Below are 25684 nucleotides of genomic sequence, written 5' to 3' on the forward strand. Positions count from 1 at the left end.
CGCTCACAGATCGGCTGCGACGAACCGGGCGTAGCCGACGGCGAGTGGAACGAGCAGCCATAGGGCGAAGATCACGATCCCAATTTCGGGACTCGTGTAGAAGGGTGCAGTTTCTGCGGCCGTCACCTCGGCGCCAGCACCGGTCTGGGCCGGTTCAGCGCCGGCCGTCTCCGCGAGGTCAGGCAGCAGTGCGACGATCGACGAGAGGTACGCGGACGACGGCGAGAGTTGCGTGACAGTGAACGTCCAGTCCGGTAGCGTCGACGGAAACGAGAACCCATTAGCGATGTAGACGAGCCCCATCGGGACCACGTCCCACAGCAGTTCGAACACGACGAAGAAGCCGAGCGCTAGCGTCGTCGCCCGCGACGTCGATCCCGTCGTCGCCGAAATACTGACGACGACGGCCGCGTAGACGGCCGCAAACGACAGCGTAACGAGGACGAACACCACGAGGGCGACGGCGTCGATCTCGCCGAGCAGTACGGCGCCGAATCCGAGCCCGACGACGAGTCCGACGCTGAGCCCGAACGCGAGGACGCCAGCCCGTCCGACGACCTTCCCGGCGAAGACCCGGCCGCGAGTGGTCGGCAAGGAGAGCAAGAGTTTGATACTCCCGAGCTCGCGCTCGCCGGCGAGGGATTTGTAGCAGACGACGATCGCCGCCAGTGGAACGAACAGCCCGACGAGTCCGACAGTAAAGAAGAGCAGGCCGCCGAACGTTGCTCCTTCCGGCGAGCCGAACATCTCGGGGACCTCAACGTACGCGTACGTGGAAACGATTGAGAGCACAACGAAGACGGAGACCAGCGCCCACAGCGCCCGCGACTGAACGGCGTCGCGAAAATCCTTCGTCGCGACGATGAGCCAGGTCATGCCTCGACCTCCTGGTCCGCCGACGTGTACCGGACGAACAGCTCCTCCAGCGACGATTCACTAACCGAGAAGTCCTGCACACCCGCTTCCTGATCGATCGCGTGCAGGACGGCGAACTTCGAGTCGCCGTCGACGGTCACTCGCAGCCGGCCGTCGTCGATCGACGCGTCACCGACGCCGTCGCGTTCCCGAACGCGCTCGAGAACTCCCTCGTCGAGTTCGGAGACGTAGACGGTCAGTGTCTCGCCGATCTCCGTCGAATCCCGGAGGCCGTCGATGGTGTCGACGGCGACGAGCCGTCCCCGATTGATGATCGCGACACGATCGCAGACCGCCTCGACCTGTTCCATGACGTGACTCGAGAAGAACACCGTCGTGCCGCGATCGTTCTCCTCGCGAATGATCTCACGCATCTCCCGGGCCCCGTTCGGGTCCAGTCCAGTCGACGGTTCGTCGAGGATTAGCAGATCGGGATCACCAACCAGCGCCATCGCCAGGACGAGCCGCTGGCGCATCCCCTTCGAGTAGCCGCCCGCCTTCCGGTCGGCCGCGTCAGCGATCCGGACTCGCTCGAGCAGCGCCGCCGGATCGTCGTCAACGCCTTTCATTTTGACAGCGAACTCAACGTGCTGGCGTCCGGTGAGTCGGTCGTAGACGTGATAGCCATCCGGAAGAACACCGGTTCGGCTGCGAACGGTCTGCCCGGCCGCCTGGGCGTCGTGGCCCAGCACGGTCGCCGTCCCGTCGGTCGGTCGGATGAAATCGAGCAGGATGTCGATCGTCGTCGACTTGCCTGCACCGTTCGGTCCCAGAAAGCCGAATATTTCGCCCTCTTCGACGGTGAGATCGAGCCCATCGACGGCGACGACATCGCCGAAGCGTTTCGTCAGACCAGTAAGCTCAATCGCCGCCATCGTCGCGCTCCGTGACTCCCGTCTCGCTGTGTTCCCTAATACGGGGGTCCATACACCCATCTCTGTGCCAGTCGGGATAAGTATAGCCTCCCCCGAAACTCAGTGATACTGCCAGCCATCAACAACCGAGTGAGACTGGTCGGTATCGATGTCGATAGTCACGCAAAACCAGCAGTGACCGACACAACGAGACCGTTCTCGCACGGATCGGCACGGATCGGCACGGATCGGCACGGATCGGCACGGATCTGCTCGAATCAGAAACCCGAACCCAGAAACCGCGTCAGGGCCAGTCGTCTCGTACCGGCTCGGCGTCGTCTTCTTCCTCTTCGACGCTCGTCGCGAGAATCCAGTCCGCCGCCTCTGCGGCATCGTCCAGGGGGAGGTACTCCCAGTCGACGTCCTCGGCCAGTTGTTCGTCCTCCTCGTCGACGCCGATGTAGACGTAGCGTTCGGTGTCGAACTGGTCTTTGACGCCCTCGAGACTCTCGGCTTTCCCGCGCGGGCCCGAAAAGAAGTCCTGTCGGATGCGGTTCTTTCGGGTGAAGTTCGTCACGACGTAGGTCGGCTTCTCGGAGACCACGCCGATGTACTCGGTCCAGCCGCGTGCGTCCTCAAAGACACTCTCCGGCGAGGCGAACTTCTTGAGCGCCTCGAGTTCGAACGCCAGGGTCATGTCGCTACCGCCGTTCATACTGTCTCAAAACGGCGCACTGGGGAAAACGGCTTCGATACGTCTGACTCGATGGGAACAGCCACAACCGAGATCCAGTGGTGCCAGATACGAGGACTGGGGTTCCAGGGCCGACATAGTGGTACCGAACACAGGGTCGGCATAGTGGTACCAAACAAACACATCGCGCGCGAGGCGTCAAGTTGATAGCGAGAGAGTCCTTCGGATTCGCTTACCTATGCCGCCCGCACCAGCCGGAGCCGACGGGGTATCGGCTGCCGGTCTCGAGTTCGCAGGCGACGCTGCGGTTTCGTCCGTGTTCGCGTTCGCGTCCGCGTCAGGCACCGTGCCCGGGCCCGCAATCGCGTCGACCCTCATCGACTCACCGCTGACTGACGTGCTTGCGTGGCTCGCAATCGGCGCGTTCCTCGCCGCGGTCGTCCTCCAGTGGAACGGTGCCGTCGATGAAGCGCGCCAGCTTGCGGCGGTCGCGTGGGTCGTCTTCGGCATCTTCTGGCTCGCGATGTTTCCGTACTACTACTATGAAATGCAGAGCCCGCTGCAGACGATTCTGACGGTCGTTGCCCTCCCGCTGTGTACGTACGTCGCCTACCTGCTCTACAGCGGCCGACAGTCGCTCCTCTTGCTCTCGAAAGCCGTCGCGCTCATGGGAGTGATCTACTTGCCCGTCGAGACGATTCCAGTTGCCCGAACGTGGTTGATCGAGACGACGGCAGCCCAGACCCACTACGGCATGGAACTGCTCGGTCACAGTCCGGGTATCAACGAGGGCGCGAACGGCTATCAGAGCCGGTTCGACTTCGACCCTGACGAGACGGTGACCGGGCGAACGACGTACATCATCCTCGCCTGTACCGGAATCGGGAGCATGGCGATTTTCGGCGGCCTGATCGCCTCGGTCAAAGCCCCGCTCAAGCGGAAGGTTCCGGCGTTCGTGATGGCGATCGGCGTCATCTGGTTCCTCAACCTCCTCCGGAACGTCTTCATCGGCCTGGCCTCGCCGTGGGGCTGGTTCCAGCAGGACTGGCTCGTCTCGTTCATGACGACCTACATGGGCGCGGAGGCCAATCGAGTCTCGTTCCTCGTCGCGCACAACTACATCGCCCAGTCGCTGTCGGTCGTCGCACTCATCGGGATTACCTACCTCGTCGTCAAACTCGTTCCCGAAATCCTCGCGCCGCTGGAGGACGTGCTCTACGTCCTGACAGGAAACGAGTACGATCTCTTCGAGGCACTCGACGTCGAAGAGCACCGACCGGCGAACGCCCCAAGTGCGCTCGACCAGTAAGCACCGCTATCGCCAGTGACGACCGCCACCGATACCAACGACAGCGACACTGACCGCCCGTTCACGCTCCGCTCGCGCGCCGCCTACATCCCCGACGCTGAGACCCTCGTCATCGCCGACCTTCACCTCGGCCGCGGCCGGTCGTCCGCCGTCGACGCACCCATCGACGCCACCGAGAGCATCCGGTCGCGACTCACCGCCCTCCTCGAGTACACCGGCGCAACGACCGTCGTCGTCGCCGGCGACCTCCTGCACGCGTTCAACTACGTCCCACAGGGTGTGGCCGAGTCACTGGGGGTACTCGAGTCCACCGTCGAGTCAGCGGGCGCAGCACTGGCCGTAACGCCGGGAAATCACGACTCGATGCTGTCGTCGGTGTTCGAGGGTGAGACGCGGCCAGTGTGGCAACTTGAACACGAACTCGAGAGCACTACAATTGCGGTCTGCCACGGACACGAGGAACCGGACCATGAGGCCGACCTGTACATCGTCGGCCACGACCATCCGGCGCTGTCGATCGACGGGCGAAAGAAGCCGTGTTTGCTGTTCGGACCGGGTGCCTACGATGGATCCGATGTGTTGATGCTGCCGGCGTTTACCGAACTTGCGGGCGGAGCAACGGTGAACGGGATGCGCGCCCGTGACTTTCAGTCGCCGTTCGTAACGGATGCGGACGCCTTCCACCCAATTGTCTGGGACGACGGCGCTGGGGAGTCACTGTGGTTTCCGCCGCTCGGTGAGTGTCGGCAGCTGTTATAGTCAAGTGTCGACGACTACTGTCGCCTCCGTGAGTGCCGACTATGCCGTCGCCTACGCAAACGGCACCGCGCTGAGAAACAGCACGGCATTGAACGCGCCGTGGACCAGCGCCGGGACGACGAGCGTTCCCGTCCGTTCGTAGACCACGCCGAAAATCGCCCCCATCACGGAGTAGTAGACAGTCATGTGGGCAATGACCGCAGCGGGTGCCTCGAGCAGGAGAATCGGATAGAAGTGAAAGAACGCGAAGACGAAACTCGCGAGGCCGATGGCCGCGACCGGTCCGAATACTGCACGGAGTCGCCCCTGAATCACACCCCGAAAGAGGAACTCCTCGACGGGACCGACGACGAGCAATGAAAGCACTGCACCGAGGACCAACACCGACACCGACGAGGCACTGTAGCCCGAATATGCCGTGAAATCGGGCCACAACTCGAGGGTGGGTATCACTGCATCGGTGCTAGCAAACGAGAGTGCCACGGCGACCAGTCCGGCCACAAGACCGCCACCGGCCAAAGCCAATTCGTCTCGAGTCGGCCACCGAACTGGTACCGTCACTCCAGGTCGGTACCACAGGTAGCCGACGCCGACAACGAGAAACGACAACTGGATTGCAAGCAGATTCCGTGCAAACACCACGCTCTCGTTGCCTAAGTCACCCATCCGCACAGTGAGGACGGTGGCTGCGGTGTTGGCGAGCACTGCTGCAAGACTGAGCGCCGCGACGACGGCCAGTGCTCGAATGCGCCCGGAGCGGTCAGTAGGAGTGTCGGTACCACCACGGTGTCGGGTTGTCTCACCCATACCGAATCGTTGGAACCTGCCACAATAATTGTTATCTGAATGACATTTAAGTTGGGTGGCTGACAGGTTCGTAACGACTATTCGGACGGGAGACGACACACCAGTCGTGCCTCCGGAGTATTCCGTCCCCAACGATGCGTACGCAGCCCTCGGTGACGAGACGCGACTCGAGATTCTGTTCGAACTAGCGGACCACTACGATGAGGCGTGGTCATCCGGTTGGCTCTCCTTTTCTGCACTCTGTGAGCAGGTTGGCGTCGACGACACGAGCCGATTCAGCTATCATCTTGGGAAGCTACAGGACCAGTTCGTCGTCAAGGAGCGCGAACAGTACCGGCCGACGATCGCTGCCCTCGAGGTCGTAACTGCGATCCGCGCTGGCACGTACGACGAGACGACGACTCGCGAGACCACTATCGACGCGTCCTGCCCCCACTGCGACCAGTCGCTGCTCGCTCGCCACCACGAGCACATGCTAACACTTTCCTGTTCCGACCACGGCGTTGCGATGGGCTATCCCGTCCCGCCGATCGCTGCCGCCCACCACTCACTCGAGACGGTGGTCGATCTCGTACTCCAGCAACACGCAGCCCACGTCGAGTCACTTCGTCGCGGCGTCTGTCCGTACTGCTGGGGTCCAGCCACCCTCTCTCTTCCATACGAGACGGTCCCCGAATTCATTCTTCAGTATGACACCGTCTATGCGACAGCAGCCTGTGAGGAGTGCTGGATGTCCTACCCGCTGCCAGTTCCCGAACTGCTCGTTTCACATTCAGCTGTCCGCGCGTTGTATACCGCCCACGACCTCGAGCCGCCAGCGACCCACCTCGGTTCGAATTCACTGGTGAACCTGAGCGATGTCGATCTACTCGAGGACGGCGGGGCCAGAGTCACAATCTCGCTCGAGGAGGCAACGCTCGTCGTCGAGCTCCGCGGCGATGGCACCGTCGAGCAGTGGCACGAATGCTGAACGATGTCCGATCTAGATACACATCCTGGCAACGCTCGAGCCTCACGTGGGGACAGGACCCCCTGATACCGAGCAGCGCGCAGGTAACTAGAATACTCGCCCAACCCACGGCTGTGAAGCCGTCACCACCGATTACCTCGACAGATCCTCGAGCACCGCCCGCGCCGCCTGCCGGCCGCTCTCCATCGCCCCCTGAATCGACGACCAGCGGGTGTAGTCGCCGGCGAGATACACCGGCCTCTCGGGATCGCGCACGTCAGGCAACCGCTCGTACACGCCTGGCGGCTGGGCGAACTGGGCGAATTCGATACGGTCGGTGTGTACCGGCTCGAGTTCACCGACGGCTTGCTCTGGATACCAGGACTCGAGTACCGCCTGCGTTCGGTCCGCGAGTTCCTGGTCGCTCTCCTCGCGGTGGCCGAGGTACGTTGCGCTCAGCAGCGTCTCGTCGGGTGGTGCGTACTCGGGTGCGACCTCGCTGTGGGGAACGACGTGGACGGGGCCGTCGTCGCCGGCGTTCAACAGGAGTCGCCGACGGGTGTCCAGCGTGGTTCGACCCGGGAGCCGATAGTACTGGGTCGTCGATGCCCGGCCCTCGGTCGGGATTGCCGACACGCCGGTGAGTGACTGGGCTGTCGGCGGATCGGTCGCCACGACGACGGCGTCGACGTCACGGTCGGCTGTTTCGCTGTTGTCGCCGCTGTCGCCGCTGTCGCCGTCATTGTCATCCTCATCGAGTGAGACGGTGACCCCCTCGTCGCGCTGTCGGTGTTCGATCGCGTCCACCTCGCGTCCGGTTTCGATCGTCGCACCGACCGCTCTGGCACGATCTGCGAGTTGCGCTGGAATAGCACCCATTCCCGCGGCGGGGATGGCGGTCGAACCGGACGCGAGCGCCGCGAACGTGTACTCGAAGACGCGACTCGAGGTCGAGAGCGATTGATCGAGGGTGATGCCGCCGTAGAAGGGGGTCACGAACCGTTCGCGGAATCGATCCGAAAACCCGCGGTCGCGAAGGAACTGGTCGATCGTCGTGTCCTCGCCCCGGTCGGCCGCAAACACCGCGTCGGGGTCGCGTTCGCGGCCGCGAAGGTCTCGCCACAGCGAGAGTACACGGCGCTTGTCGCCGAGCGTGATGTCGGAATTGAACAGCGTACTGAGTGCGGCGCGCGGCTCTCGGAGCGGATCCGCCAGCGTCGAGCGGTGGCCCGGCCGAGCGATCGTCGCCCCCGGCGCGAACGCTCGCAGGTCGAGCGCCTCGAGGTCGAGTTCCCGCTGCACCGCCGGATACGCGGTGAACAGCACCTGAAAGCCGCGGTCGAAACGAAAGCCATCGCGTTCGATCGTCCGGACCCGGCCACCGACCGTGTCGCGCCGTTCGAGCAGGGACACGGTGACGCCACCGCCCGCGAGGTGATGGGCAGCGACGAGTCCAGCAAGGCCACCGCCGACGACGAGTACTCGAGGAGTCGACTGCATGTCTCTATTTCGTCATGTGCCTGACGGGGCATAAACGCTCGACCCAACGAAGAAGGCGGGTACCGTGTTCGGTATCCCCATCACAGATCCGTGAAAATTCGGAGGAGAATCCCGAGAACGAGCGCGATCGGCCCCAGCGTGATGCCGATCGGTGGCACCGGGGCGACGATGAGTACGATACCGGCGAGGATCAGGATCGTCGATAGTCTGACCATGTGATACCTAATCCACACCGTCCGGACGGGTAGCACTACGGCCGGCATTCCCAGCCACTGCTGTCCCGGCTGCCGGAGCCAGTACGCCTTTGGCGCTCCCGAGTGCGCAATCTGGTATGAGTGACCAACCCACACCGAACGGAACCTTCCAACCCGTCTTCGAAAATCGCGTTCGCTTCGCCGAAACCGATCTCCAGGGGATCGTCTTCTACGGCGAGTACTTCACCTTCCAGGACGAGGCCATCTCGGCGTACCTCCGCGACCTCGAGTACGGTTACGACCAGATGGTCGCCGACGGCTGGCAAATCCACGTCGTCAACGCGGAACTCAACTATCGCGAGGGCGCGCAGTTCGGCGACCGACTGGTGAACGAGGCCCGCGTTGTCGAACTGGGCAACTCGAGTGTCACCTTCGAGTACCGCGTGCGGCGAGTGGGCCGAGACGAGCGCGGGCGTGAGCGCGAGGAACTCGAGTCGGACGACGCTGTGAGGAGTGAGACAGTGGGAGGAGGTGATACTGCGGTGGATGCAGGCGACGAGGTGGACGGAGCGGACGAGCCAATCCTCGCCGAGGGGACGGTCACTCACGTCGGCGTCGCCCTCGAAACGGAGGAGCCGATCCGGATCCCGGATGCGTTCCGCGACGCCGTCGCTGCGTTTCAGGACGGAATTTGAGGACAGCGGCGTTCGACTACCGGGTTCGAGAGCCGAGTGCTGTTCATACTACCGGATAGAAGTCAATACGAAGCCGGTCGCATGCTTGCGGCGGTTCCGGCGTGAAACGGTCGCGAATCCGCGACCGACTTTACAGAGGGCTGTCCGGCAGTATCAGTCGTCAGCCGTCACCACGTGATCGATCTCGACGTCGTCTGCACCGTCGAGTAGCCGATACTCGCCGTCGTCGAACTCGACGACGCCCTCGTGGCGCAGGTGATCCAGATGGGCGTAGGCCTCGCCAGGCCCGTGGACGATGTGGATTCCTTCGAGGTCGCCGAACAGGTGGGCGCTGACGGTCCAGGCGTCCGCCGGACCGTGCTCGCTGAGCACGTCGAGGACGTTCTCGGTGCGCTCGCGGTGGTGTTCGGCGATGGTTCGCGTGCGATCAGTCGGCTCCTCGATCGGGTCACGGTGGCCGGGCCAGACGCGGTCGTAGTCGCGGTCGGCGAGTCGGCGAAGCGCCGTGAGATACTGCTGGAGCGGGCGTTCGACGCGAACGTCCGCACCGCCCACGTTCGGGGTGTACACCGGCAGGATAGCGTCGCCGACGAACGCCTCGGCACCGTCGTCGACGGCGTCCGCGTGGGCTGTCTCGGGTCCATCCCGAATTTCGTAGCAACAGAGACCCGCTGCGTGGCCCGGCGTGTGGACGACTTCGAGCGTCCGGCCACCGACCTCGAGTACGTCGCCGTCTTCGATCGTCGTCACGTCGGCTGGCTCGCCCTCGATTTCCGAGGACGCATCGAGGAAGGAGAGCAGTTCTGCCTGCGAGTCCTCGGGAACGCCCCACTCGTCGAGGTACGCGCGTCGGCGCTCGTCGAGGTCGGTGAGCGCGTCGGACTCTTGTTCGACCATCGGGGCGTCGGCCTCGTGGACGTAAACCGTCGCACCGCTTTCGGCCTGAATCTCGCCGGCGAGTCCGGCGTGGTCGACGTGGAAGTGCGTGAGCACGATGTCGTCGACGTCGCTGAAGTCGTAGCCGCGTTCGGCGAGGCCGTCCGCGAAATCTGCGCGGATGTCGGGGGTCGCGATCCCGGTGTCGACGAGAGCGAGCGCGTCGCTGTCGGGGTCTGCGAGCACGTAGGCGTTGTTACGTCCTTCGAACTCGTCGTTACCCAGCGAAATGCGGTCCATACCGACAGGGACCCGTCGAGCGCTAATAACTCACAGGGTATCGGAACAGCAGACAGTCTGAGGTGTCGGGTGAAAACGGGTGTCGGGTGTTGCTGGTCGGCCGTTCCGCAGAGGGGCCGCCTCAGTCGTTGAGTTCAGCCCGCAGCAGCTGGTTCACGTCACCCGGATCTGCACTGCCGCCGGTCTTTTGCATCACCTGGCCAACGAGGAAGTTGATCGCGCCGTCGTCGCCCGACTCGTAGTCCGCGACCGCGTCGGGGTTCTCGTCGATCGCTTCGACGACTGCTTGCTGCACTTCGTCCTCGCCCGTCTTGCCGAGCCCTTCCTCGGCAACGACTTCGTCCGGCGTGCGCCCGTCGTCGAGCATCGAGCGGAGCACGGTCTCGCGGGCGTTCTTCGCCGTGATCTCGTCCGTCGCGACGAGTTCGACGAGTCGCGTGACTTCGTCGAGGCGGCTCTCGATCCCCGTAATCTCCATGTCGCGGTAGTTGAGTTCGCCAAGCAGGTTGTCCGCAACCCACGTCGCAGCCAGATCCGGGTCGAACTCCTGGGCGACGTCCTCGTAGAAGTCCGCGACCTGCTTCGTCGACGTGAGCTTCGAGGCAGCCTCCTCACTCAGAGTGTATTCGTCCTGGAAGCGCTCGCGGCGGGCCGAGGGAAGCTCCGGAATCGAAATCTCGTCCTTCCAGTGAGAGACCCGCAGCGGCGGCAGATCCGCCTCCTCGAAGTAGCGGTAGTCCTTCTCCTCTTCTTTCGACCGCATCGAGACCGTGATCCCGCGGGACTCGTCCCAGTGGCGCGTCTCCTGTTCGACCGCGCGGCCGCGCTGGATGGCGTTCTTCTGGCGCGTCTCCTCGTAGGCCAGCGCCTTCTCCGCACCCTTGTGACTCGAGATGTTCTTAACCTCGGTGCGGTTCGCGGCCGCGAGTGCCTCCTCACCGATCTCCGTCACGTCGTCGCTCTCAATCTCGTCTTCGGGGATGATCGAGAGGTTCGCGTCGATCCGGAGGCTGCCGTCGCGCTCCGCGTCGAAGACGCCGAGGTACTCGAGTACCTCCTCGAGTTCGGCCAAAAAGGCGCGAACCTCGCCGGGGCTGCGGAAGTCGGGGGCGGTGACGACTTCCATGAGGGGCGTGCCGGCGCGGTTGTAGTTGACGAGCGTGTAGTCCGCGGAGTCGATGCCGCCACCGCCGCCGACGTGCTGGAGGCTGCCGGGATCCTCTTCCAAGTGCGCCCGTTCGATCGTTACGGTTCGGCGCTCGCCCTCGACGGAGATTTCGAGGTCGCCGTCGGCGCAGATCGGTTCGTCGTACTGCGTGATCTGGAAGTTCTTGGGCAGGTCGGGGTAGTAGTAGTTCTTCCGGTGGAAGCGGGTCTCTTCGGGGATGTCGGCGTCGATGGCCTTGCCGATTTTGACGGCGGCTTCGACGGCACCCTCGTTCAACACCGGCAGCGCGCCGGGGAGGCCGAGACAGACAGGGCAGACGTTTTCGTTCGGTTCGTCGGTCTGGTCCGTCGAGCAGCCACAGAAGATCTTCGTGTCGGTTTCCAGCTGGACGTGGACCTCGAGCCCGATGACGGTGACGAGGTCGCCCTGCTGGACGGTCTGGGCAGTCATTGAGCCACGATTCGGCCCGGTGGGGGTAAAGCGTAACGGGACACGCTCGCCCTGGTAGTGTGCCACCACACTATATTTATTCCTGCAGCGACTTGTGGTATCTATGAGTACAGACCGGGTCGACGCGGAGAGCAAGGTTTCCGGAAACCAAGCGAACATTCCCGCCCGGATCCGTCGCCAACTCGATATCGACGACGGGGATCAGCTTCGGTGGAGCGTCGAGGACGATGGGACGGTCCGAGTCGAGGTCGTCCACCGTGAGGGTGGCTCGTTCGCCAACTTCGCGGGCTACGGCGGTGACGAGGAAACGGATGCAGCGACCGATCACGACGCGTGGGGACTCGAGTAAATGCCACACGCCGTCGTGGACACATCGGTATTGTTCGCTGCAAGTTACCGTCGAGATGCGAGCCACGAAGAGGCATTGCCAATTCTCCAGGGAATAGACGACCAGTCCCTCCCGGAAGCCGTCGTTCTCGACTACGTGCTCGCCGAGACACTCAACGGACTCACGACACACGCCGGTCACGATGCGGCCGTCGATTTTCTCGACCGAGTAGAAGAAAACGCTCGGTTCCACATCGACACGCTCCGTCCAGACGAGCGAGCGACCGCCAAATCTGTCTTCCGAACAGACGACGCACTCTCGTTCGTCGACTCCTGTCTCGTCGCGTATCTGGAATCGAACGAACTCGAGTACCTGTACGCGTTCGACGATGATTTCGACCGGATAGACGAGATTGCTCGGCTCACAACGCCGACGAACCCGTACGATCCCCGGTGAGTATCGGCTGAGTGCGATTCTCGGTGATTAGCGAGCGGACTCGAGTGCAGCGAGTGCGTCAGGGTTCTCGATGCTGCTCATGTCACCCAGATCCTCACCGGTGTAGGTCGCCTCGATAGCGCGGCGAATGATCTTGCCCGACTGGGTTTTGGGGAACTCGTCGACGAACAGGATTTCGCGCGGACGGAACGGCTTGCCGAGTTCTTCGCCGACCTGCCCCCGGAGTTCGTCGCGGAGGTCGTCGGTCTCGTCGACGCTGTCCTCGAGAATCACGTAGGTGACGACCGCGGTGCCGGTGGTGTCGTCCGGCGCGCCGATGGCGGCGGCCTGGTTGACCGCGTCGTGGTCGATGAGCGCACCCTCGACTTCGGCGGGGCCGACCTTGCGGCCGGCGACGTTCAGCGCGTCGTCGGCACGGCCGTGGAGGAACCAGAAGCCGTCCTCGTCTTGCTGGGCCCAGTCGCCGTGGTCCCACATCGGTGGGTCCTCGAACGTCGACCAGTACTCGTTCAGGTAGCGTTCGTCGCCCGACCAGAGCGACTTGGTCATGGAGGGACAGGAGTCGCGGGCGACGAGGAAGCCACGTTCGTGGTCGTCTTTGACGGACTCGCCCGACGAGTCGACGATGTCGATATCCATCCCGATTCCGGGTCCGCCGAGCGTGCAGGGTTTGAGTGGCTCGGTCGGCATCGGCATCAGGAAGCAGCCACAGATTTCGGTGCCGCCGGAGATGTTGATGATCGGACAGTCGCCGCCGCCGACGTTTTCGTAGAACCAGCGCCAGGATTCGGGGTCCCAGGGTTCGCCGGTCGAACCGAGGATGCGAAGCGAGGAGAGGTCGTGGCCCTCTAGCCACTCGTCCCCGTGCTTTCGGAGGGCGCGAATTGCGGTCGGTGAGATACCGAACTGGGTGAGTTTGTGGCGATCGATCATCTCCCAGAACCGGTCCGGTTCGGGGTGGTCCGGCGCGCCCTCGTACATGAAGACAGTACCGCCAAAGGTGTGGGTCCCGATGAGGGTCCACGGCCCCATCATCCAGCCGATGTCCGAAACCCAGAAGAACCGGTCTGCTGGCTTGAGATCCATCCCGAAGTAAACCTCCTTGGCACACTGCACCTGCACGCCAGCGTGGGTGTGAACGATACCCTTCGGCTTGCCGGTGGTGCCTGAGGAGTACAGCAGCATAGACTCCTGACTCGAGGGAACCGATTTCGTCTCGTAGTCGTCGGACTGCGTTTCGACGGCGTCGGCCCACCACTGGTCGCGCTCGTCATCCCAGGGAATCTCGTGCTCGCTGGTGTCTTCGCTTGCGCCGAGGCGGTCGAAGACGATGGTGTCCTCGACGTAGCCCGCCTCCTCGATGGCATCGTCTGCTGCGCCCTTGAGGTAGACCGGGTCGCCGCGGCGGTAGAAGCCGTCGCCCGTGAAGAGGACGGAGCACTCCGAATCCGCGATGCGGGTCGCTGCGGCGTCGACGCCGAAGCCCGAGAAGATCGGGACCGCGATCGCACCGACCTTGAAACAGCCGTAGAGGATCGAGACGACCTCCGGCACCATCGGCATGTAGAGGCCGACCGTATCGCCGGTCTCGATGCCGCGCTGTTCGAGGGCGTTCGCGACCTGGTTCGACTGCCGGCGGAGTTCGTGGTACGTAACCTCACGTACGTTGCCGTCCTCGCCTTCCCAGATAGTCGCGACCTTGTTTCGACGCTTCGCGTCAACGGCGGCGTGGCGGTCGACCACGTTGTGTGCCACGTTGAGTTCACCGCCCGGGTACCAGTCGGTGAACTGCGGTCCCTCGCTGTCATTCCGGACCGTCTCGTAGTCCTCGTAGAACTCGATATCCAGGTAGTCGACGATCTCGTCCCAGAACCAGTCGACGCCGCTTTCTGGCTCTCCCGTAATATCGGTCGTCGTCCGCTCGATTAGCTCCTCGTACCCACCGATCCCGTAGGTCTGCATGAACTCGGCGACGTTCGTCTCGTCGACGAACTCCTGGCTTGGTTCGTGGACGATTTCGTCGACGTCGTCGAGGCTCGTGTTCGCTGTCATGGTGATCGTGACTCTCACTCGTACGTTAGCGTCATGCCCCCATCAAACAACAGGTCCCCGCCGTCCAGATGCCGGCCGAGTTCCGAAAAGCCGAGCACAAAGAGATTGCCGACGTCGATCGGGGTCATCATCTCTGTGACGCGGGACTGGCCGAGCATCACGTCCTGGATTACCTCGTCGACCGAGATGCCCCGCTGCTCGGCCGTGTCCTCGAGTTGATCCATCACGAGCGGCGTCTGGACGTACCCGGTGCTGATCGAGAACGAGCGAACGTCTCCTGTGCCTTCGGCAGCGATCGACTGCGTGAGACCGCGTAGACCGAATTTCGAGATATTGTACCCAACTTTGTCGCTCGTGACGTAATGTCCGTGGACCGATGCCATGTTCCCCACACAGCCACCACCGCTCGCAGTGTCACGGAAGTGAGGGAGACACAGTTTCGAGAGATACAGCGGTGCTCGAAGCATCACCTGATGCATGCGGTCGTAGGCATCCATCGGGAAGTCCTCGATCGCATCGATATGTTGCAGTCCGGCGACGTTCGTGAGGTACTTGATGTCACCGAAGGTTGCGGCCGTCTCAACGATGCGCTCGATATCGTCGTCGACCGTGAGATCACCAACGATTGGCTCGACTTCGCCCTGCAGATCGAGTTCGTTGCGTCGGGCGACCGTTTCCGCGAGTGCGTCCTCGTCGATATCTGTCGCCGCGACGGTCAACCCGTTCCCGGCGGCGGCGAGCGCGGTTGCACGACCGATCCCAGAGCCCGCTCCGGTAACGAGACAGACGTTCCGTGCAGTGAACGATTCGTCGTCGATCGTGTGGATATCCGAGCGCGTTACCGACGGTGGCGTGACCTGTTGCTGTGACATAACCGTCTACGATAGAACTACGCCTAGATGACGCTAAACACAGGCGTTAACATATCAACAGAACACACGACTGGTTTATCCCAACGACGGATTCGTAGATATATTGTAATAACTATTAATACACCCATTTGATTGTTTATACCTAGCAATGATCGATCTCGATATCGACATGCGGCAGTACGATTGCCCGTTCATCGACACGACCGATGACATCGATATCGCCTTCTCGGCCGTCCAGTGGCAACTCGATACCGACGACGAAAAACTCGAGACGCGACTCATCGCGAGAGCGGATTCGGTGGGTGCACTCGAGAACGGATTGCACACGCTCCGCAATCACTCGAATATGACCGACTGTTACGTCCTCTCGAAGCGGGGGAACGTCGCCCAGATTGGGACGACCATCGAAGAGACGAACGCGATGCGGACGATCCAGCGAAATGGCGGCTACATCACCGGTCCGTTCCAGATCGAAAACGGCCGCGAACACTGGCGCGTCGGGTTCGACAGTGACGAGGACGAGGACCACACGCTCGCCGAACTCGAGCGACACAACGAGTTCAACGTCGAGGACCGAGACCAGTTCGGGCCGACGGCACTGTTCGATCTCCTCGATAACTCGAGTAGTGCGATGCGGTTGCTCGAGGGCTGTCGATCGCTGACCGAGACCGAACGCGAGACGTTCAGGACCGCGTCACAGAACGGGTACTACGAGACGCCGCGTGAGACGACGCTCGGCGAACTTGCGGATCACTTCGATATCTCGAAGACGGCGGTTTCGATGAACCTCCGCCGGAGTGAACGCAAGATCCTGCAGGGGGTACTTTCCGTTTTGGACGATATCGATGATGAGTCGTTCTGACGGCTGTTGTTCTGACAGGCGTTGTTCTGGCGGGCGTTGTTCTGACGGAGTATCGTTCTGGGAGGGAGTCGTCTGCCGGAGCATTGTTCTGCGCGTAGGCCGTTTTGAACTCGATCTGCCAGGAATGTCTGAGCTCAATCTGCCAGGGATGTCGATACGCAACGACACCACCGGCCGTCTACAGTATGGCGGCAACTGTGTAGCCCGTTTACACGACTGCGTCGTGAGGCCTCCGTCTCGTTGACGACCTGGTGGCTGCGCTCGCGGTCGTCATCCCCCGTTCTCGCCGATTGAATGCGTACGATATGCCAAACCGGGAATATGTGTCTGACGTACGTTTATGTGTCAGGCAACGGGCCTAGATGGTATGTCGAACAATCGCGTCGAGCAGCTCGAATCGACGGTCGCCGAACTCGAGTCGACCGTAGAGGGACTGACCGACGAACTCATCGAAGCCAAAGAGCGGATTCGCGTTCTCGAAGCCGAACTCGATACGGAGACGCCCACGCGCGTTCCCGAGCGCCGCCAGAACGAGACGGGAACGGCTGAGATTGAAGGGACGCCTGAAGCTGCACCAGAAGAGGTCGAAGAGGCGACGGCAGACGCCGACACTGACGCCGCGGAGGACGTCCAGTCCGGTGACGAAGCGGAAGACTCAGGTAGCGACGATATTATTGTCGCATAACTGCACGGCGTACGGCGTCTCGCAAGCGGGGAATGGTGACGAACGGCGGCCGCTCGCTGGCCGACTCGTCCGCATACTCGTCTCCCAACCCACCCGATAGTCCCCGATTGTGAGCCCCGACGACACGGAGGGCTCGGACAACAAATGTATATCAAGGCAGTCGTTCTGGACAAGTTCAAGAGCTTCGGTCGAAAAACGAAGATTCCGTTCTACGAGGATTTCACCGTCGTCACCGGGCCGAACGGCTCGGGCAAGTCGAACATCATCGACGCCGTCCTCTTCGCGCTCGGACTGGCACGGACCCGCGGCATCCGCGCGGAGAAACTTACTGATCTCATCTACAATCCCGGCCACGAGGACGGTTCGGATTCGGGCGGCCCACGCGAAGCCATCGTCGAGGTCATCCTCGACAACTCCGACGAGACGCTGTCCCGGTCGCAGGTCGTCAACGCCGCGGGCAGCGAGGACGTCGGCGACGTCGACGAGATCCGCATCCGCCGCCGGGTGAAGGAAACCGAGGACAACTACTACTCCTACTACTACCTGAACGACCGAGCGGTCAATCTCTCCGACATTCAGGATCTGCTCGCACAGGCCGGCGTCACCCCGGAGGGGTACAACGTCGTCATGCAGGGCGACGTGACCGAAATCATCAACATGACACCCCACGCACGCCGGGAAATCATCGACGAAATCGCCGGCGTCGCCGAGTTCGACGCGAAGAAAGCGGACGCCTTCGAGGAACTCGAAATCGTCGAGGAGCGCATCGACGAAGCCGAACTTCGTATCGAGGAGAAACGCGACCGCCTCGACCAGCTCGCAGACGAGCGCCGACAGGCCATGCGCTACCGGCGACTCCGTCGTGAGAAAGAAGAGTACGAGGGCTACAAGAAGGCAAGCGAACTCGAGGAGAAGCGCGCCGAACTCACATCGGCCGAGGAGTCTGTCGACGACCTCGCATCTGACCTCGAAGAACTCCAGCGCGAACTCGACGAGCGCCAGGGGAAGGTCGTCCGGCTACAGGAGGACCTGGAGGACCTGAACGCCGAAATCGAGCGCAAGGGCGAAGACGAACAGCTCCGGATCAAGAGCGAGATCGAGGAGATCAAAGGCGAAATTTCCCGGCTCGAGGACAAGATCGAAGCCAGCGAAGAGCAGATCGAAGACGCCGAATCCACGCGACGCGAGGCGTTCGTCCAGATCGACCGCAAGCAAGAGACCATCGAGGAACTCGAGGACGAGATGCGCGAGCACAAACTCGAGAAGGCGCAGGTCAAGACCGAAATCCAGGAGCGAAAGACGAAGCGCGACGAACTCGAGGCCGAAATCGACGCTGTCGACACCGAGTTCGACGAGCTCAAGGCTGATCTCGCGGACCGAAAGAGCGACCTCGAGGAGGCGAAAACCGAGAAGAACGACCGCCAGCGCGAGCAAGACCGCCTGCTCGACGAGGCACGTCGCCGCTCGAACGCGATCAGCGAGAAAGAGACCACGATCGAGGAGCGACGCGAGGAACTGCCGGAACTCGAGCACAGACGCAGCGACCTCGAACGGGAACTCGAGAAGGCCGAGAAGAATCGCGCGAATATCTCAGAAGTCGTCGACGACCTCAAAGCGGAGAAACGGCGCACGCAGTCCGAGATGGACGAGCTGGATGACAAAATCCAGGCCAAACAGCAGGAGTACGCCGAACTCGAGGCCAACGCGGGCGAGAGCGGCGACTCCTCGTTCGGTCGCGCGGTGACGACGATCCTGAATTCGGGGATCAACGGCGTCCACGGGGCAGTGGCCCAGCTGGGGACCGTCTCCGGCGAGTACGCCGTGGCCTGTGAGACGGCCGCCGGCGGCCGGCTCGCGAACGTCGTTGTCAACGACGACGTGGTCGGCCAGCAGTGTATCGAGCACCTGAAGTCCAGAAACGCGGGCCGAGCGACCTTCCTCCCGCTGACGGACATGAGCCAGCGTCGGCTCCCGAATGCGCCGACCGATCCGGGCGTCGTCGACTTCGCGTACAACCTCGTCGACTTCGACGACCAGTTCGCCGGCGTCTTTTCCTACGTCCTTGGTGACACCCTCGTCGTCGAGGACATCGAAACCGCCCGCTCGTACATGGGCGACTACCGGATGGTCACCCTCGACGGCGACCTGGTCGAGAAGAGCGGCGCGATGACCGGCGGCTCCCGGAAGGGCTCGCGCTACTCGTTCACCGGCGGCGGCGAAGGCCAGTTAGAGCGTGTCGCCAAACAGATCACGGATCTGCAAGAAGAGCGAGAATCCCTCCGCGAGGACCTGCGCGGCGTCGAAGAGCGCCTCGACGACGCCCGCGACCGCAAGACCGACGCCGCGGACGAGGTGCGCTCGATCGAGAGCGAACTCGAGTCGCTCGACGAGAAACGCGAGTCCATCGAGGACGAGATCGAGACACTCGAGCACGAACTCGAAGAACTCCGCGAGGAACGCGAGTCGGTCGACGAGCGGATGAACGAGATTGCCGCCGAGATCGACGAGCAGACCCAGGACATCGAGGCCATCGAGGCCGACATCGACGAGCTCGAAACCGAGCTCGCAGATTCGAAGATTCCGGAGCTCACCGCCGAGATCGAGGAACTCGAGGCCGAAATCGACGACCGCGAGGACAAGATCGCGGATCTCGACGGGACACTCAACGAGCTCGGACTCGAGAAGGAGTACGCAGCAGACGCGATCGAAGACCTCCACGACGATATCGAGACGGCCCAGAACCGCAAGGCCGAGCACGAAGACCGAATTTCGGAATACGAGGAGACGATCGGCGAGAAACGCGAGACGCTCGAGGCGAAACACGAGGCCGTCGAGGAACTCGAGGCGGAACTCACCGAACTGAAGGGGGAGCGCAGCGACCTCAAGGAGGAACTCTCCGAGGCCCGCACGAAACGCGACCAGCAACAGGATCGGGTCAACGCGGTCGAGAGCAAACTCGAGGACAAACGCGAGCGCGTCACCAACCTCGAGTGGGAGATCGAGAGCCTCGAAGCCGAGGTCGGCGAGTACGACCCCGAGGATGTCCCCGACCACGAGACCGTCCTCGAGATGATCGAGCTCCTGCAGGCCGACATGGAGGCGATGGAGCCGGTCAACATGCTCGCGATCGACGAGTACGACGAGGTCCGCAGCGATCTGGACGAACTCGAGGAGGGTCGCGCGACGCTCGTCGAGGAAGCAGAGGGGATCCGCGACCGAATCGAACAGTACGAGACCCAGAAGAAACAGACGTTTATGGACGCCTACACGGCGATCTCCTCGCACTTCACGGAGATTTTCGAGCAGCTCTCGGAGGGGACCGGCACGCTGCATCTCGAAGACGAGGACGACCCGTTCGACGGGGGGCTGACGATGAAGGCACAGCCGGGCGACAAACCGATTCAGCGCCTGGATGCGATGTCCGGTGGCGAGAAGTCCCTGACGGCGCTGGCGTTCATCTTCGCGATCCAGCGGCACAATCCGGCACCGTTCTACGCGCTGGACGAGGTCGATGCCTTCCTCGACGCGGTCAACGCCGAGCGGATCGGCGAAATGGTCGAAGAACTGGCCGAACAGGCCCAGTTCGTCGTCGTCTCGCACCGCTCGGCGATGCTCGATCGCTCCCAGCGCGCGATCGGGGTGACGATGCAGGACGACAACGTGAGTGCCGTGACGGGGATCGATTTGAGTGAGGGGGTGCCGGCTGATGACTAGCGAGGAACGTAGTTCCTCGAACATGCGAGTAACGAGGGACGCAGAGTGCCCCTCGAACCATGCGAGCGGGCCATCGGCCCGCGAGCAGACGGGGAGCGAAGCGACCCGCGAGCAGGGTGAGGGGCCCGAGGAGCCGAAGGTGACGCAGGGGCCCTCCGAAAGTGCGAGCGGCGACGCCGCGAGCAGGGAGCGAAGTGACCCGCGAGAGCGCACGGAACTCCGTACCGACGGCGGCGACGATATCCCCCTCCAGATCGCCGGCCACGAAGACCGGGACCGACCGGGAACAGCCAGCGACGAGGGTGATGAAGGAACGGTACTCGAGTTCACCGAGTCCGCATCCGAGCCCTCGTCTGAGACCGAGGTGGGTGTCGACGAGGTGGACGACGGCGACGGCGATGGAGAAGACGAGGTCGAACCTGTCGAACTCCTCGTCCAACTCGCCGAGGACGGCGAAATCGACCCCTGGGACATCGACGTCGTCCGGGTGACGGACAAGTTCCTGTCGGCACTCGATGACGCCGACCTGCGGACCTCCGGCCGGGCACTGTTCTACGCGAGCGTCCTGCTGCGGATGAAGAGTGACGAACTGTTCGCCACGGACGAACCCGAAGAGGAGGAGCTGCCGCCGTGGGAGGCCCCGTTCGCAGACGAGGGGCCGATGAGCCACGGCGGCGCGCCCGACGAGGACGGCGCACCCGGGTTCGACCCCGTCGAGGGGCTCGAAGCCGAGATGGAGCGCCGACTCGAGCGCAAGCACGTCCGCGGAAAGCCGGAGACACTCGACGAACTGGTTCGGGAACTCCGCAGCGCAGAGCGTGGCACCTGGTGGAAAGAATCTCGCAGCTACGATACGAGCGACTCGCCGCGGGGCTACGACCGCGGGATGCAGGAACTGAGCTACCACTCCGGGGACGACTTCCGGGTCGACGACGAGCCGACCAGCGACGATGTAACGCATACGACTCACGAGGAGGATATCGAGACGGTGATTGACGACGTCGAGGCCGTCCTCGAGAAGCACTACGAGAACGGACGCGACGAGGTGCTGTACGCTGAGATCGACGAGGAAGGTGGCTCGCGCGTGATGACTTATCTTGCGTTGCTCTTTTTGGCCCACCGCGGCCGCGTCGTACTCGAGCAGGACGAGTTATTTGGCGACCTCTGGATTCAGGAGCCGACAGTTGCGGCGGACGCGGAAGAAGTGACTGCGGACTGATTGGCGATTGCCGATTGGCGGTTGGCGGTCAGTAGGCCGGTGGGTGCTGTCGTTCGATTCGATCAGTTATCGGTGGAACCGTCCTCGTCACGTTCCTCTTCGGGCAGGTAGTGTTCTCGGTGGACGACCGTCTCCTCGCCGTCCTGGGCGATTCTGACGACGATCTGGTCGCCCTCGGGATGGTAGCCGAGAGTCGCCCAGGCACCCGACCAGGTGTCACCGAACTCGATATGACTGCCCTCGATCGTGGAATCGGCTCGAACGGCGTCGGCCTCGAGGCCGGGTTCGTCCGTGAAGACGACGCGTGCCAGTTCGATATCGGCGAAGAGGTCGTCTTGATCCTCGTCGGTCTCTCCCGTCTGTCCCTCCTGTTCGTACTCCCAGTCGATCTCTGCGATGACATCCTGCTCGTCGTCGATGACCTCTTCCTCAAAGAGTTCGGTTGGGTCCTCAGGTGTATCGTCTTCGGTTCCCATATAGAGGATCCGCCACTCGTCGTCCTCGGGAACGAGTGCCCAGACCATGATCCCGAGTTCCTCCTCGAAGGAGTGTGAGACGCCGGCACCAGTGTCGTCGCCGTCTTCGGCGCCCACGCCGTCGTCGCCATCGACCGTCTCAGCCTCGGCCTCGAGCCACTCCTCGTCGGCCCGAACGAGCGCAATATCCTCGCCGTCGAGTTCCGTCTCCAGATCGGTTTCCTGGAACCAGAACGCCGCGTCCTCGAGTTCGAGCACGTCGTCGATGGTTCCGTCCGCGGTCACGATCTCACCCTCGAACGGAGACGGCACCTCGCCGTCGCCACCCTGGTATTCCCAGCCGTCTTCCTCCCACTGGGCTGGGTTCAGTGGATTCAGGCTGTGCATCACGTTGTCGATCGCTTCGAGGTCACCCTCTGCGGAGGCCGTGAAGTAGGCATCCAGCACGGCGAACAGTTCGTTCTCGAGTTCTTCCTGTTGAGAGTCGTTATCCTCTCCGCTTGTGTCGTCACCGTTGTCGGCATCGGCGTCATCGGCTCCGTTCTCCTCCTCGCTCGACTCCTGTCCGTCGAGACAACCAGCCATGGCGACTAGTGTGGCTGTTGCGCCACCGTACAGAACCGAACGTCGGGAGCGAACTGTGGAGGCGGTCGTTCGATCGTCGCTACCACACGGGGATTGTGTCGGGCGTTGCGACATAGTTACTGATTCGACAGAAACCGACTTCAGTATTTATCAACGATCATTTGTAGTTGCGAGAATTGGATTACTATCGAGAGTACCGAGAGTATCATAACTAACAGATATCGAATTACGAGACTCGTCAGTTCTGCTTCGATTACCCTGCAAGAACGCCATTCACAACGGCCGACCCCGAAACCGACAGAGAACAATCACTCCCCTAAATACTCGCCGACCAGCAGATCAACCCGCTCGCGCGTCTCCTCCGGAATCGCCTCCGTCGGCGTATTGATCGTTCCCTCGAGTGCACTCCAGGCGTCGCTCTCGAAATCCTCGGGCATCGTCCGGATCGCTTCTTCGATCACGGCGTTGATCGACTCCTGATTGGCCGCGGCGTTCTCGAGTACCTCCTCGAGTGTGACTTCGCTATCTTGCTTCCAGACGTCGTAGTCGGTGATACCGGCGATGGTCGCGTAGCTCAGTTCGGCCTCCCGGGCGAGTTTGGCCTCCGGAATCGTCGTCATGCCGACGACGTCCCAGCCCTGGTCGCGGTAGAACTCGCTCTCGGCGCGTGTCGAGTACTGTGGCCCCTCGATGCAGACGTAGGTGCCGCCCTGTTCGGTTTTCGTCTCCGCGTCGGTCGCCGCCTCGGCCGCAGACGCGAGGTGGTCGACCATCGCGGGACAGTACGGTTCGGCAAAGCCCATGTGGACGACGATGCCGTCGCCGAAGAACGTCGGCGAGCGGTGTTTCGTCCGGTCGAACGTCTGATCCGGTACGACGAGCGTCTGTGGTGGCAGGTCCTCGCGCAGGCTCCCGACCGCGTTCGTCGAGATGACGCGATCGACGCCGACGGACTTGAGCGCGTAGATGTTCGCGCGGTACTGTGCGTCAGTTGGCGTGTGCTGGTGGTCCTCGCCGTGGCGCGGCAGGAACGCGACCTCGTTGCCAGCGAGTTCGCCGAGCGTCACGTCCTCGCTCGGCTCGCCGTAGGGAGTCGAGACCGATTCGGTTCGGGTGTTCTCGAGTGGCAGTGCCTCGTAGATGCCGCTGCCGCCGATGACGCCGATGGTCATGCAGGCACGTGCTCGGCGAGTCACTGTAAACGGTCCGGGTTTTCCGGACGCATTCCTTGCGTGTGCGCGAACCAGTGCAACACGATACCACATCTCCCAAGTGGTCAAGTACGCTGAACAACTGTGATCTGGTATGTCTTCCAGCGAGAACTCGGACAGCGGCTCTCTTACTGAGGGAGAGCTGATCGGTCCGATGTTCAAGCTGGCCTGGCCGCTCGTCGTCATTCAGCTACTGCAGGTCGCCTACAACGTCGGCGACACGCTCTGGCTCGGCGCGCTTTCGCCCGACGCGGTCGGTGCGGTGAGCCTCGCGTTCCCGCTTCTGTTCCTCCTGATCGCGGTTGGCAGCGGCTTTACGACGGCCGGTGCAATCCTGATCGCCCAGCACACGGGTGCAAACAGCGATGAGGGTGGTATCATCGCCGGCCAGACACTGTCGTTCATTTCGCTGGTTGCCGTCGGACTCGGAATCCTCGGTTACTTTCTCACCGTCCCGATGCTCGAGGCGCTGCCCTCGGATCCGCAGACCGACGAGGCGATCATCCCGCTCGCGGCGGAGTACCTCCAGATCTTCTTCCTGGGACTCCCGTTCGTGTTCGGCTTCTTCGTCTTCGTCGCGCTCATGCGCGGCTACGGCAACACACGCGCGCCGATGCGAGTGATGTTCATCAGCGTCATCATCAACCTCGCCATCGACCCGCTGCTCATCTTCGGCGTCGGACCGCTCCCCCGCCTCGAGGTCGCCGGTGCCGCCGTCGCGACCGTCATCTCCCGCGGCGTCGCCACAGCGATCGGCTTCTACCTGCTGTACTACACCGACGTCGGCCCCGAGATCGAGGCCGCCCATATCCGGCCCCGACTCGAGTACGTCCGTGAGATTACGCGCCTCGGCGTGCCGACGGCCCTGGAGCAATCGATGACCGCGATGGCGCTGGTCGCGATGACGGCGATCGTCGTGACGTTCCCACCGGAGGTCGTCGCGGCGTACGGCCTCGGGAACCGGCTGGTCTCGCTGGCGTTCCTGCCGGCGCTCGGGATGGGGCAGGCGACCGACTCGATCGTGGGTCAGAATTTGGGCGCAGGGATGGCGGATCGGGCAGAGCGAGCCGTCGGCATAGCTGCGGGTGTGGTCGGCTCGATCATGTTCGTCGCGGCGGTGTTCGCGTTCCTGTTCCCGGAGCCGTTCGTCTCGGTGTTCCTGACGGCCGAAGCGGAGGGGCGTGCGGCGACCATCGACTACGGGGTGACCTACCTGCAGTTCTCCGCGGTCGCGTTCGTCTTCATGGGTGTAATGCAGGTCGTTCAGGGCGCGTTCCGCGGCGCGGGGAACACGAAGACGGCGCTCGCGTTCGCCGTCTTCGGGCTGTGGCTCGTCCGAGTGCCCGTAACGTACTACCTGGCCTTTGTCGCCGGCTGGGGGCCGACCGGGGTCTGGGCGGGTGTCGTCACCGGTGACATCGTGGGCGCTATCGCGGCGACCGCGTGGTTCACCCGCGGGACGTGGAAGGAGTCGATCGTCGACGATTCGGACGAAGACGAGGGTGGGGACGACGACTCGGATGAGGACAGAAACGGCGACGACTCGGATGGGGACAAGGGTTACTGGGACGAGAGAATGGATGGCTACGGGGATGAAAGAATGGATGAAGAGAAGGACGAAAACGAAGACACGGACGCTCCAGAGCCACCAGTACCGGACGAAAACGAGGGCAACCGTGAGCCGACGTTCGACTGATGTCCTCGAATAACGGACGGGAAAAGTAGTGTCGCTACCGCTCGGTACTCCAACGACT

At 62.8% G+C, this 25684-nt stretch carries 23 protein-coding genes; 11 read left to right on the forward strand and 12 right to left on the reverse strand.

The genetic code is table 11. The annotated features are described in order from the left end of the window. Positions 1-3 precede the first annotated feature (3 nt). The 3 genes from C483_RS14065 to C483_RS14075 all read right to left on the reverse strand — a co-directional run bounded on the left by C483_RS14065 (position 4) and on the right by C483_RS14075 (position 2484). Positions 4-876: an ABC transporter permease subunit gene (locus tag C483_RS14065; RefSeq protein ID WP_006654029.1), complete on the reverse strand. Its 873-nt coding sequence runs from the start codon at positions 874-876 to the stop codon at positions 4-6. Beyond that, positions 873-1790, reverse strand: coding sequence for an ABC transporter ATP-binding protein (locus C483_RS14070; RefSeq protein ID WP_006654030.1), 918 nt, complete (start codon positions 1788-1790; stop codon positions 873-875). Before C483_RS14070 ends, C483_RS14065 begins: the two co-directional genes overlap by 4 nt. A 283-nt stretch (positions 1791-2073) precedes the next feature. Then, positions 2074-2484: a DUF7124 domain-containing protein gene (locus C483_RS14075; RefSeq protein WP_006654031.1), complete on the reverse strand. Its 411-nt coding sequence runs from the start codon at positions 2482-2484 to the stop codon at positions 2074-2076. Between the two features lie 217 nt (positions 2485-2701). Between C483_RS14075 and artA the strand changes: the two genes are divergently transcribed. Then, positions 2702-3772, forward strand: coding sequence for an archaeosortase A (gene artA / locus C483_RS14080; RefSeq protein ID WP_006654032.1), 1071 nt, complete (start codon positions 2702-2704; stop codon positions 3770-3772). Positions 3773-3787: 15 nt separating this feature from the next. Next, a complete protein-coding gene (locus tag C483_RS14085; RefSeq protein ID WP_006654033.1) occupies positions 3788-4531 on the forward strand; it encodes a metallophosphoesterase in 744 nt (247 codons plus the stop codon). A 51-nt stretch (positions 4532-4582) separates the two neighbouring features. Here the strand turns inward: C483_RS14085 and C483_RS14090 are convergent, their stop codons facing one another. After that, on the reverse strand, positions 4583-5338 hold the full coding sequence (locus C483_RS14090) for a CPBP family intramembrane glutamic endopeptidase (RefSeq protein ID WP_006654034.1): 756 nt from the start codon (positions 5336-5338) through the stop codon (positions 4583-4585). 106 nt (positions 5339-5444) lie between these two features. Here C483_RS14090 and C483_RS14095 point away from each other — a divergent pair, with 106 nt between their 5' ends. After that, positions 5445-6308 carry a winged helix-turn-helix domain-containing protein gene (locus tag C483_RS14095; protein WP_006654035.1) on the forward strand — a complete coding sequence of 288 codons (864 nt, stop codon included), beginning with the start codon at positions 5445-5447 and terminating at the stop codon, positions 6306-6308. Between the two features lie 132 nt (positions 6309-6440). Here the strand turns inward: C483_RS14095 and C483_RS14100 are convergent, their stop codons facing one another. Both C483_RS14100 and C483_RS14105 read right to left on the reverse strand, forming a co-directional pair. Further along, a complete protein-coding gene (locus C483_RS14100) occupies positions 6441-7787 on the reverse strand; it encodes a phytoene desaturase family protein (protein ID WP_006654036.1) in 1347 nt (448 codons plus the stop codon). 80 nt (positions 7788-7867) lie between these two features. After that, complete coding sequence (locus C483_RS14105) at positions 7868-8002, reverse strand: hypothetical protein (protein ID WP_049912726.1); 135 nt, start codon at positions 8000-8002, stop codon at positions 7868-7870. Between the two features lie 116 nt (positions 8003-8118). On the opposite strand from C483_RS14105, the gene C483_RS14110 reads away from it, so the two are divergent. Beyond that, entirely contained in the window at positions 8119-8676 is a 558-nt protein-coding gene (locus tag C483_RS14110; protein WP_006654037.1) for an acyl-CoA thioesterase, read from the forward strand. Positions 8677-8829: 153 nt separating this feature from the next. Here the strand turns inward: C483_RS14110 and C483_RS14115 are convergent, their stop codons facing one another. Both C483_RS14115 and gatB read right to left on the reverse strand, forming a co-directional pair. Continuing rightward, complete coding sequence (locus C483_RS14115; protein WP_006654038.1) at positions 8830-9852, reverse strand: MBL fold metallo-hydrolase; 1023 nt, start codon at positions 9850-9852, stop codon at positions 8830-8832. Between the two features lie 121 nt (positions 9853-9973). Further along, positions 9974-11470: an Asp-tRNA(Asn)/Glu-tRNA(Gln) amidotransferase subunit GatB gene (gene gatB / locus C483_RS14120; protein ID WP_006654039.1), complete on the reverse strand. Its 1497-nt coding sequence runs from the start codon at positions 11468-11470 to the stop codon at positions 9974-9976. Positions 11471-11573: 103 nt separating this feature from the next. Here gatB and C483_RS14125 point away from each other — a divergent pair, with 103 nt between their 5' ends. Both C483_RS14125 and C483_RS14130 read left to right on the forward strand, forming a co-directional pair. Continuing rightward, the gene (locus C483_RS14125; protein ID WP_006654040.1) at positions 11574-11819 is read left to right on the forward strand and encodes an AbrB/MazE/SpoVT family DNA-binding domain-containing protein; all 246 of its coding nucleotides are present in this window, start codon (positions 11574-11576) and stop codon (positions 11817-11819) included. Continuing rightward, entirely contained in the window at positions 11820-12254 is a 435-nt protein-coding gene (locus tag C483_RS14130; RefSeq protein WP_006654041.1) for a PIN domain-containing protein, read from the forward strand. Positions 12255-12281: 27 nt separating this feature from the next. On the opposite strand, the gene C483_RS14135 is transcribed toward C483_RS14130, so the two are convergent. Together C483_RS14135 and C483_RS14140 are read right to left on the reverse strand one after the other, a co-directional pair. Then, positions 12282-14306 carry an AMP-binding protein gene (locus C483_RS14135; protein ID WP_006654042.1) on the reverse strand — a complete coding sequence of 675 codons (2025 nt, stop codon included), beginning with the start codon at positions 14304-14306 and terminating at the stop codon, positions 12282-12284. 14 nt (positions 14307-14320) lie between these two features. Further along, the gene (locus C483_RS14140; RefSeq protein ID WP_006654043.1) at positions 14321-15178 is read right to left on the reverse strand and encodes an SDR family NAD(P)-dependent oxidoreductase; all 858 of its coding nucleotides are present in this window, start codon (positions 15176-15178) and stop codon (positions 14321-14323) included. Between the two features lie 148 nt (positions 15179-15326). Here C483_RS14140 and C483_RS14145 point away from each other — a divergent pair, with 148 nt between their 5' ends. The 4 genes from C483_RS14145 to C483_RS14160 all read left to right on the forward strand — a co-directional run bounded on the left by C483_RS14145 (position 15327) and on the right by C483_RS14160 (position 21658). Further along, on the forward strand, positions 15327-16040 hold the full coding sequence (locus tag C483_RS14145) for a helix-turn-helix domain-containing protein (protein ID WP_006654044.1): 714 nt from the start codon (positions 15327-15329) through the stop codon (positions 16038-16040). Between the two features lie 367 nt (positions 16041-16407). Beyond that, positions 16408-16725, forward strand: a complete 318-nt coding sequence (locus C483_RS14150; protein WP_006654045.1) for a DUF7518 family protein — start codon at positions 16408-16410, stop codon at positions 16723-16725. Positions 16726-16869: 144 nt separating this feature from the next. After that, positions 16870-20439, forward strand: a complete 3570-nt coding sequence (gene smc, locus C483_RS14155; protein ID WP_006654046.1) for a chromosome segregation protein SMC — start codon at positions 16870-16872, stop codon at positions 20437-20439. Continuing rightward, a complete protein-coding gene (locus C483_RS14160) occupies positions 20432-21658 on the forward strand; it encodes a segregation and condensation protein A (RefSeq protein ID WP_241431516.1) in 1227 nt (408 codons plus the stop codon). The genes smc and C483_RS14160 overlap by 8 nt, the downstream gene beginning before the upstream one ends. Positions 21659-21720: 62 nt before the next feature. Here C483_RS14160 and C483_RS14165 read toward each other — a convergent pair whose 3' ends face one another. Both C483_RS14165 and mtnP read right to left on the reverse strand, forming a co-directional pair. Further along, a complete protein-coding gene (locus C483_RS14165; RefSeq protein WP_006654048.1) occupies positions 21721-22719 on the reverse strand; it encodes a hypothetical protein in 999 nt (332 codons plus the stop codon). Positions 22720-23027: 308 nt separating this feature from the next. Continuing rightward, entirely contained in the window at positions 23028-23891 is an 864-nt protein-coding gene (gene mtnP, locus C483_RS14170) for an S-methyl-5'-thioadenosine phosphorylase (RefSeq protein ID WP_006654049.1), read from the reverse strand. 133 nt (positions 23892-24024) lie between these two features. Here mtnP and C483_RS14175 point away from each other — a divergent pair, with 133 nt between their 5' ends. Beyond that, positions 24025-25626, forward strand: a complete 1602-nt coding sequence (locus tag C483_RS14175) for an MATE family efflux transporter (RefSeq protein ID WP_006654050.1) — start codon at positions 24025-24027, stop codon at positions 25624-25626. Positions 25627-25684 lie beyond the last annotated feature (58 nt).

The sequence above is a fragment of the Natrialba hulunbeirensis JCM 10989 genome (assembly GCF_000337575.1).
GTDB classification, from domain to species: domain Archaea; phylum Halobacteriota; class Halobacteria; order Halobacteriales; family Natrialbaceae; genus Natrialba; species Natrialba hulunbeirensis.

What these genes read in the sequence shown, in the direction of transcription:
- C483_RS14065 (WP_006654029.1), bottom strand. Translation starts at nt 876, where the DNA reads ATGACCTGGCTCATCGTCGCGACGAAGGATTTTCGCGACGCCGTTCAG.
- C483_RS14070 (WP_006654030.1), bottom strand. Translation starts at nt 1,790, where the DNA reads ATGGCGGCGATTGAGCTTACTGGTCTGACGAAACGCTTCGGCGATGTC.
- C483_RS14075 (WP_006654031.1), bottom strand. Translation starts at nt 2,484, where the DNA reads ATGAACGGCGGTAGCGACATGACCCTGGCGTTCGAACTCGAGGCGCTC.
- artA (WP_006654032.1), top strand. Translation starts at nt 2,702, where the DNA reads ATGCCGCCCGCACCAGCCGGAGCCGACGGGGTATCGGCTGCCGGTCTC.
- C483_RS14090 (WP_006654034.1), bottom strand. Translation starts at nt 5,338, where the DNA reads ATGGGTGAGACAACCCGACACCGTGGTGGTACCGACACTCCTACTGAC.
- C483_RS14100 (WP_006654036.1), bottom strand. Translation starts at nt 7,787, where the DNA reads ATGCAGTCGACTCCTCGAGTACTCGTCGTCGGCGGTGGCCTTGCTGGA.
- C483_RS14105 (WP_049912726.1), bottom strand. Translation starts at nt 8,002, where the DNA reads ATGGTCAGACTATCGACGATCCTGATCCTCGCCGGTATCGTACTCATC.
- C483_RS14110 (WP_006654037.1), top strand. Translation starts at nt 8,119, where the DNA reads ATGAGTGACCAACCCACACCGAACGGAACCTTCCAACCCGTCTTCGAA.
- C483_RS14115 (WP_006654038.1), bottom strand. Translation starts at nt 9,852, where the DNA reads ATGGACCGCATTTCGCTGGGTAACGACGAGTTCGAAGGACGTAACAAC.
- gatB (WP_006654039.1), bottom strand. Translation starts at nt 11,470, where the DNA reads ATGACTGCCCAGACCGTCCAGCAGGGCGACCTCGTCACCGTCATCGGG.
- C483_RS14125 (WP_006654040.1), top strand. Translation starts at nt 11,574, where the DNA reads ATGAGTACAGACCGGGTCGACGCGGAGAGCAAGGTTTCCGGAAACCAA.
- C483_RS14130 (WP_006654041.1), top strand. Translation starts at nt 11,820, where the DNA reads ATGCCACACGCCGTCGTGGACACATCGGTATTGTTCGCTGCAAGTTAC.
- C483_RS14135 (WP_006654042.1), bottom strand. Translation starts at nt 14,306, where the DNA reads ATGACAGCGAACACGAGCCTCGACGACGTCGACGAAATCGTCCACGAA.
- C483_RS14140 (WP_006654043.1), bottom strand. Translation starts at nt 15,178, where the DNA reads ATGTCACAGCAACAGGTCACGCCACCGTCGGTAACGCGCTCGGATATC.
- C483_RS14145 (WP_006654044.1), top strand. Translation starts at nt 15,327, where the DNA reads ATGATCGATCTCGATATCGACATGCGGCAGTACGATTGCCCGTTCATC.
- C483_RS14150 (WP_006654045.1), top strand. Translation starts at nt 16,408, where the DNA reads ATGTCGAACAATCGCGTCGAGCAGCTCGAATCGACGGTCGCCGAACTC.
- smc (WP_006654046.1), top strand. Translation starts at nt 16,870, where the DNA reads ATGTATATCAAGGCAGTCGTTCTGGACAAGTTCAAGAGCTTCGGTCGA.
- C483_RS14160 (WP_241431516.1), top strand. Translation starts at nt 20,432, where the DNA reads ATGACTAGCGAGGAACGTAGTTCCTCGAACATGCGAGTAACGAGGGAC.
- C483_RS14165 (WP_006654048.1), bottom strand. Translation starts at nt 22,719, where the DNA reads ATGGCTGGTTGTCTCGACGGACAGGAGTCGAGCGAGGAGGAGAACGGA.
- mtnP (WP_006654049.1), bottom strand. Translation starts at nt 23,891, where the DNA reads ATGACCATCGGCGTCATCGGCGGCAGCGGCATCTACGAGGCACTGCCA.
- C483_RS14175 (WP_006654050.1), top strand. Translation starts at nt 24,025, where the DNA reads ATGTCTTCCAGCGAGAACTCGGACAGCGGCTCTCTTACTGAGGGAGAG.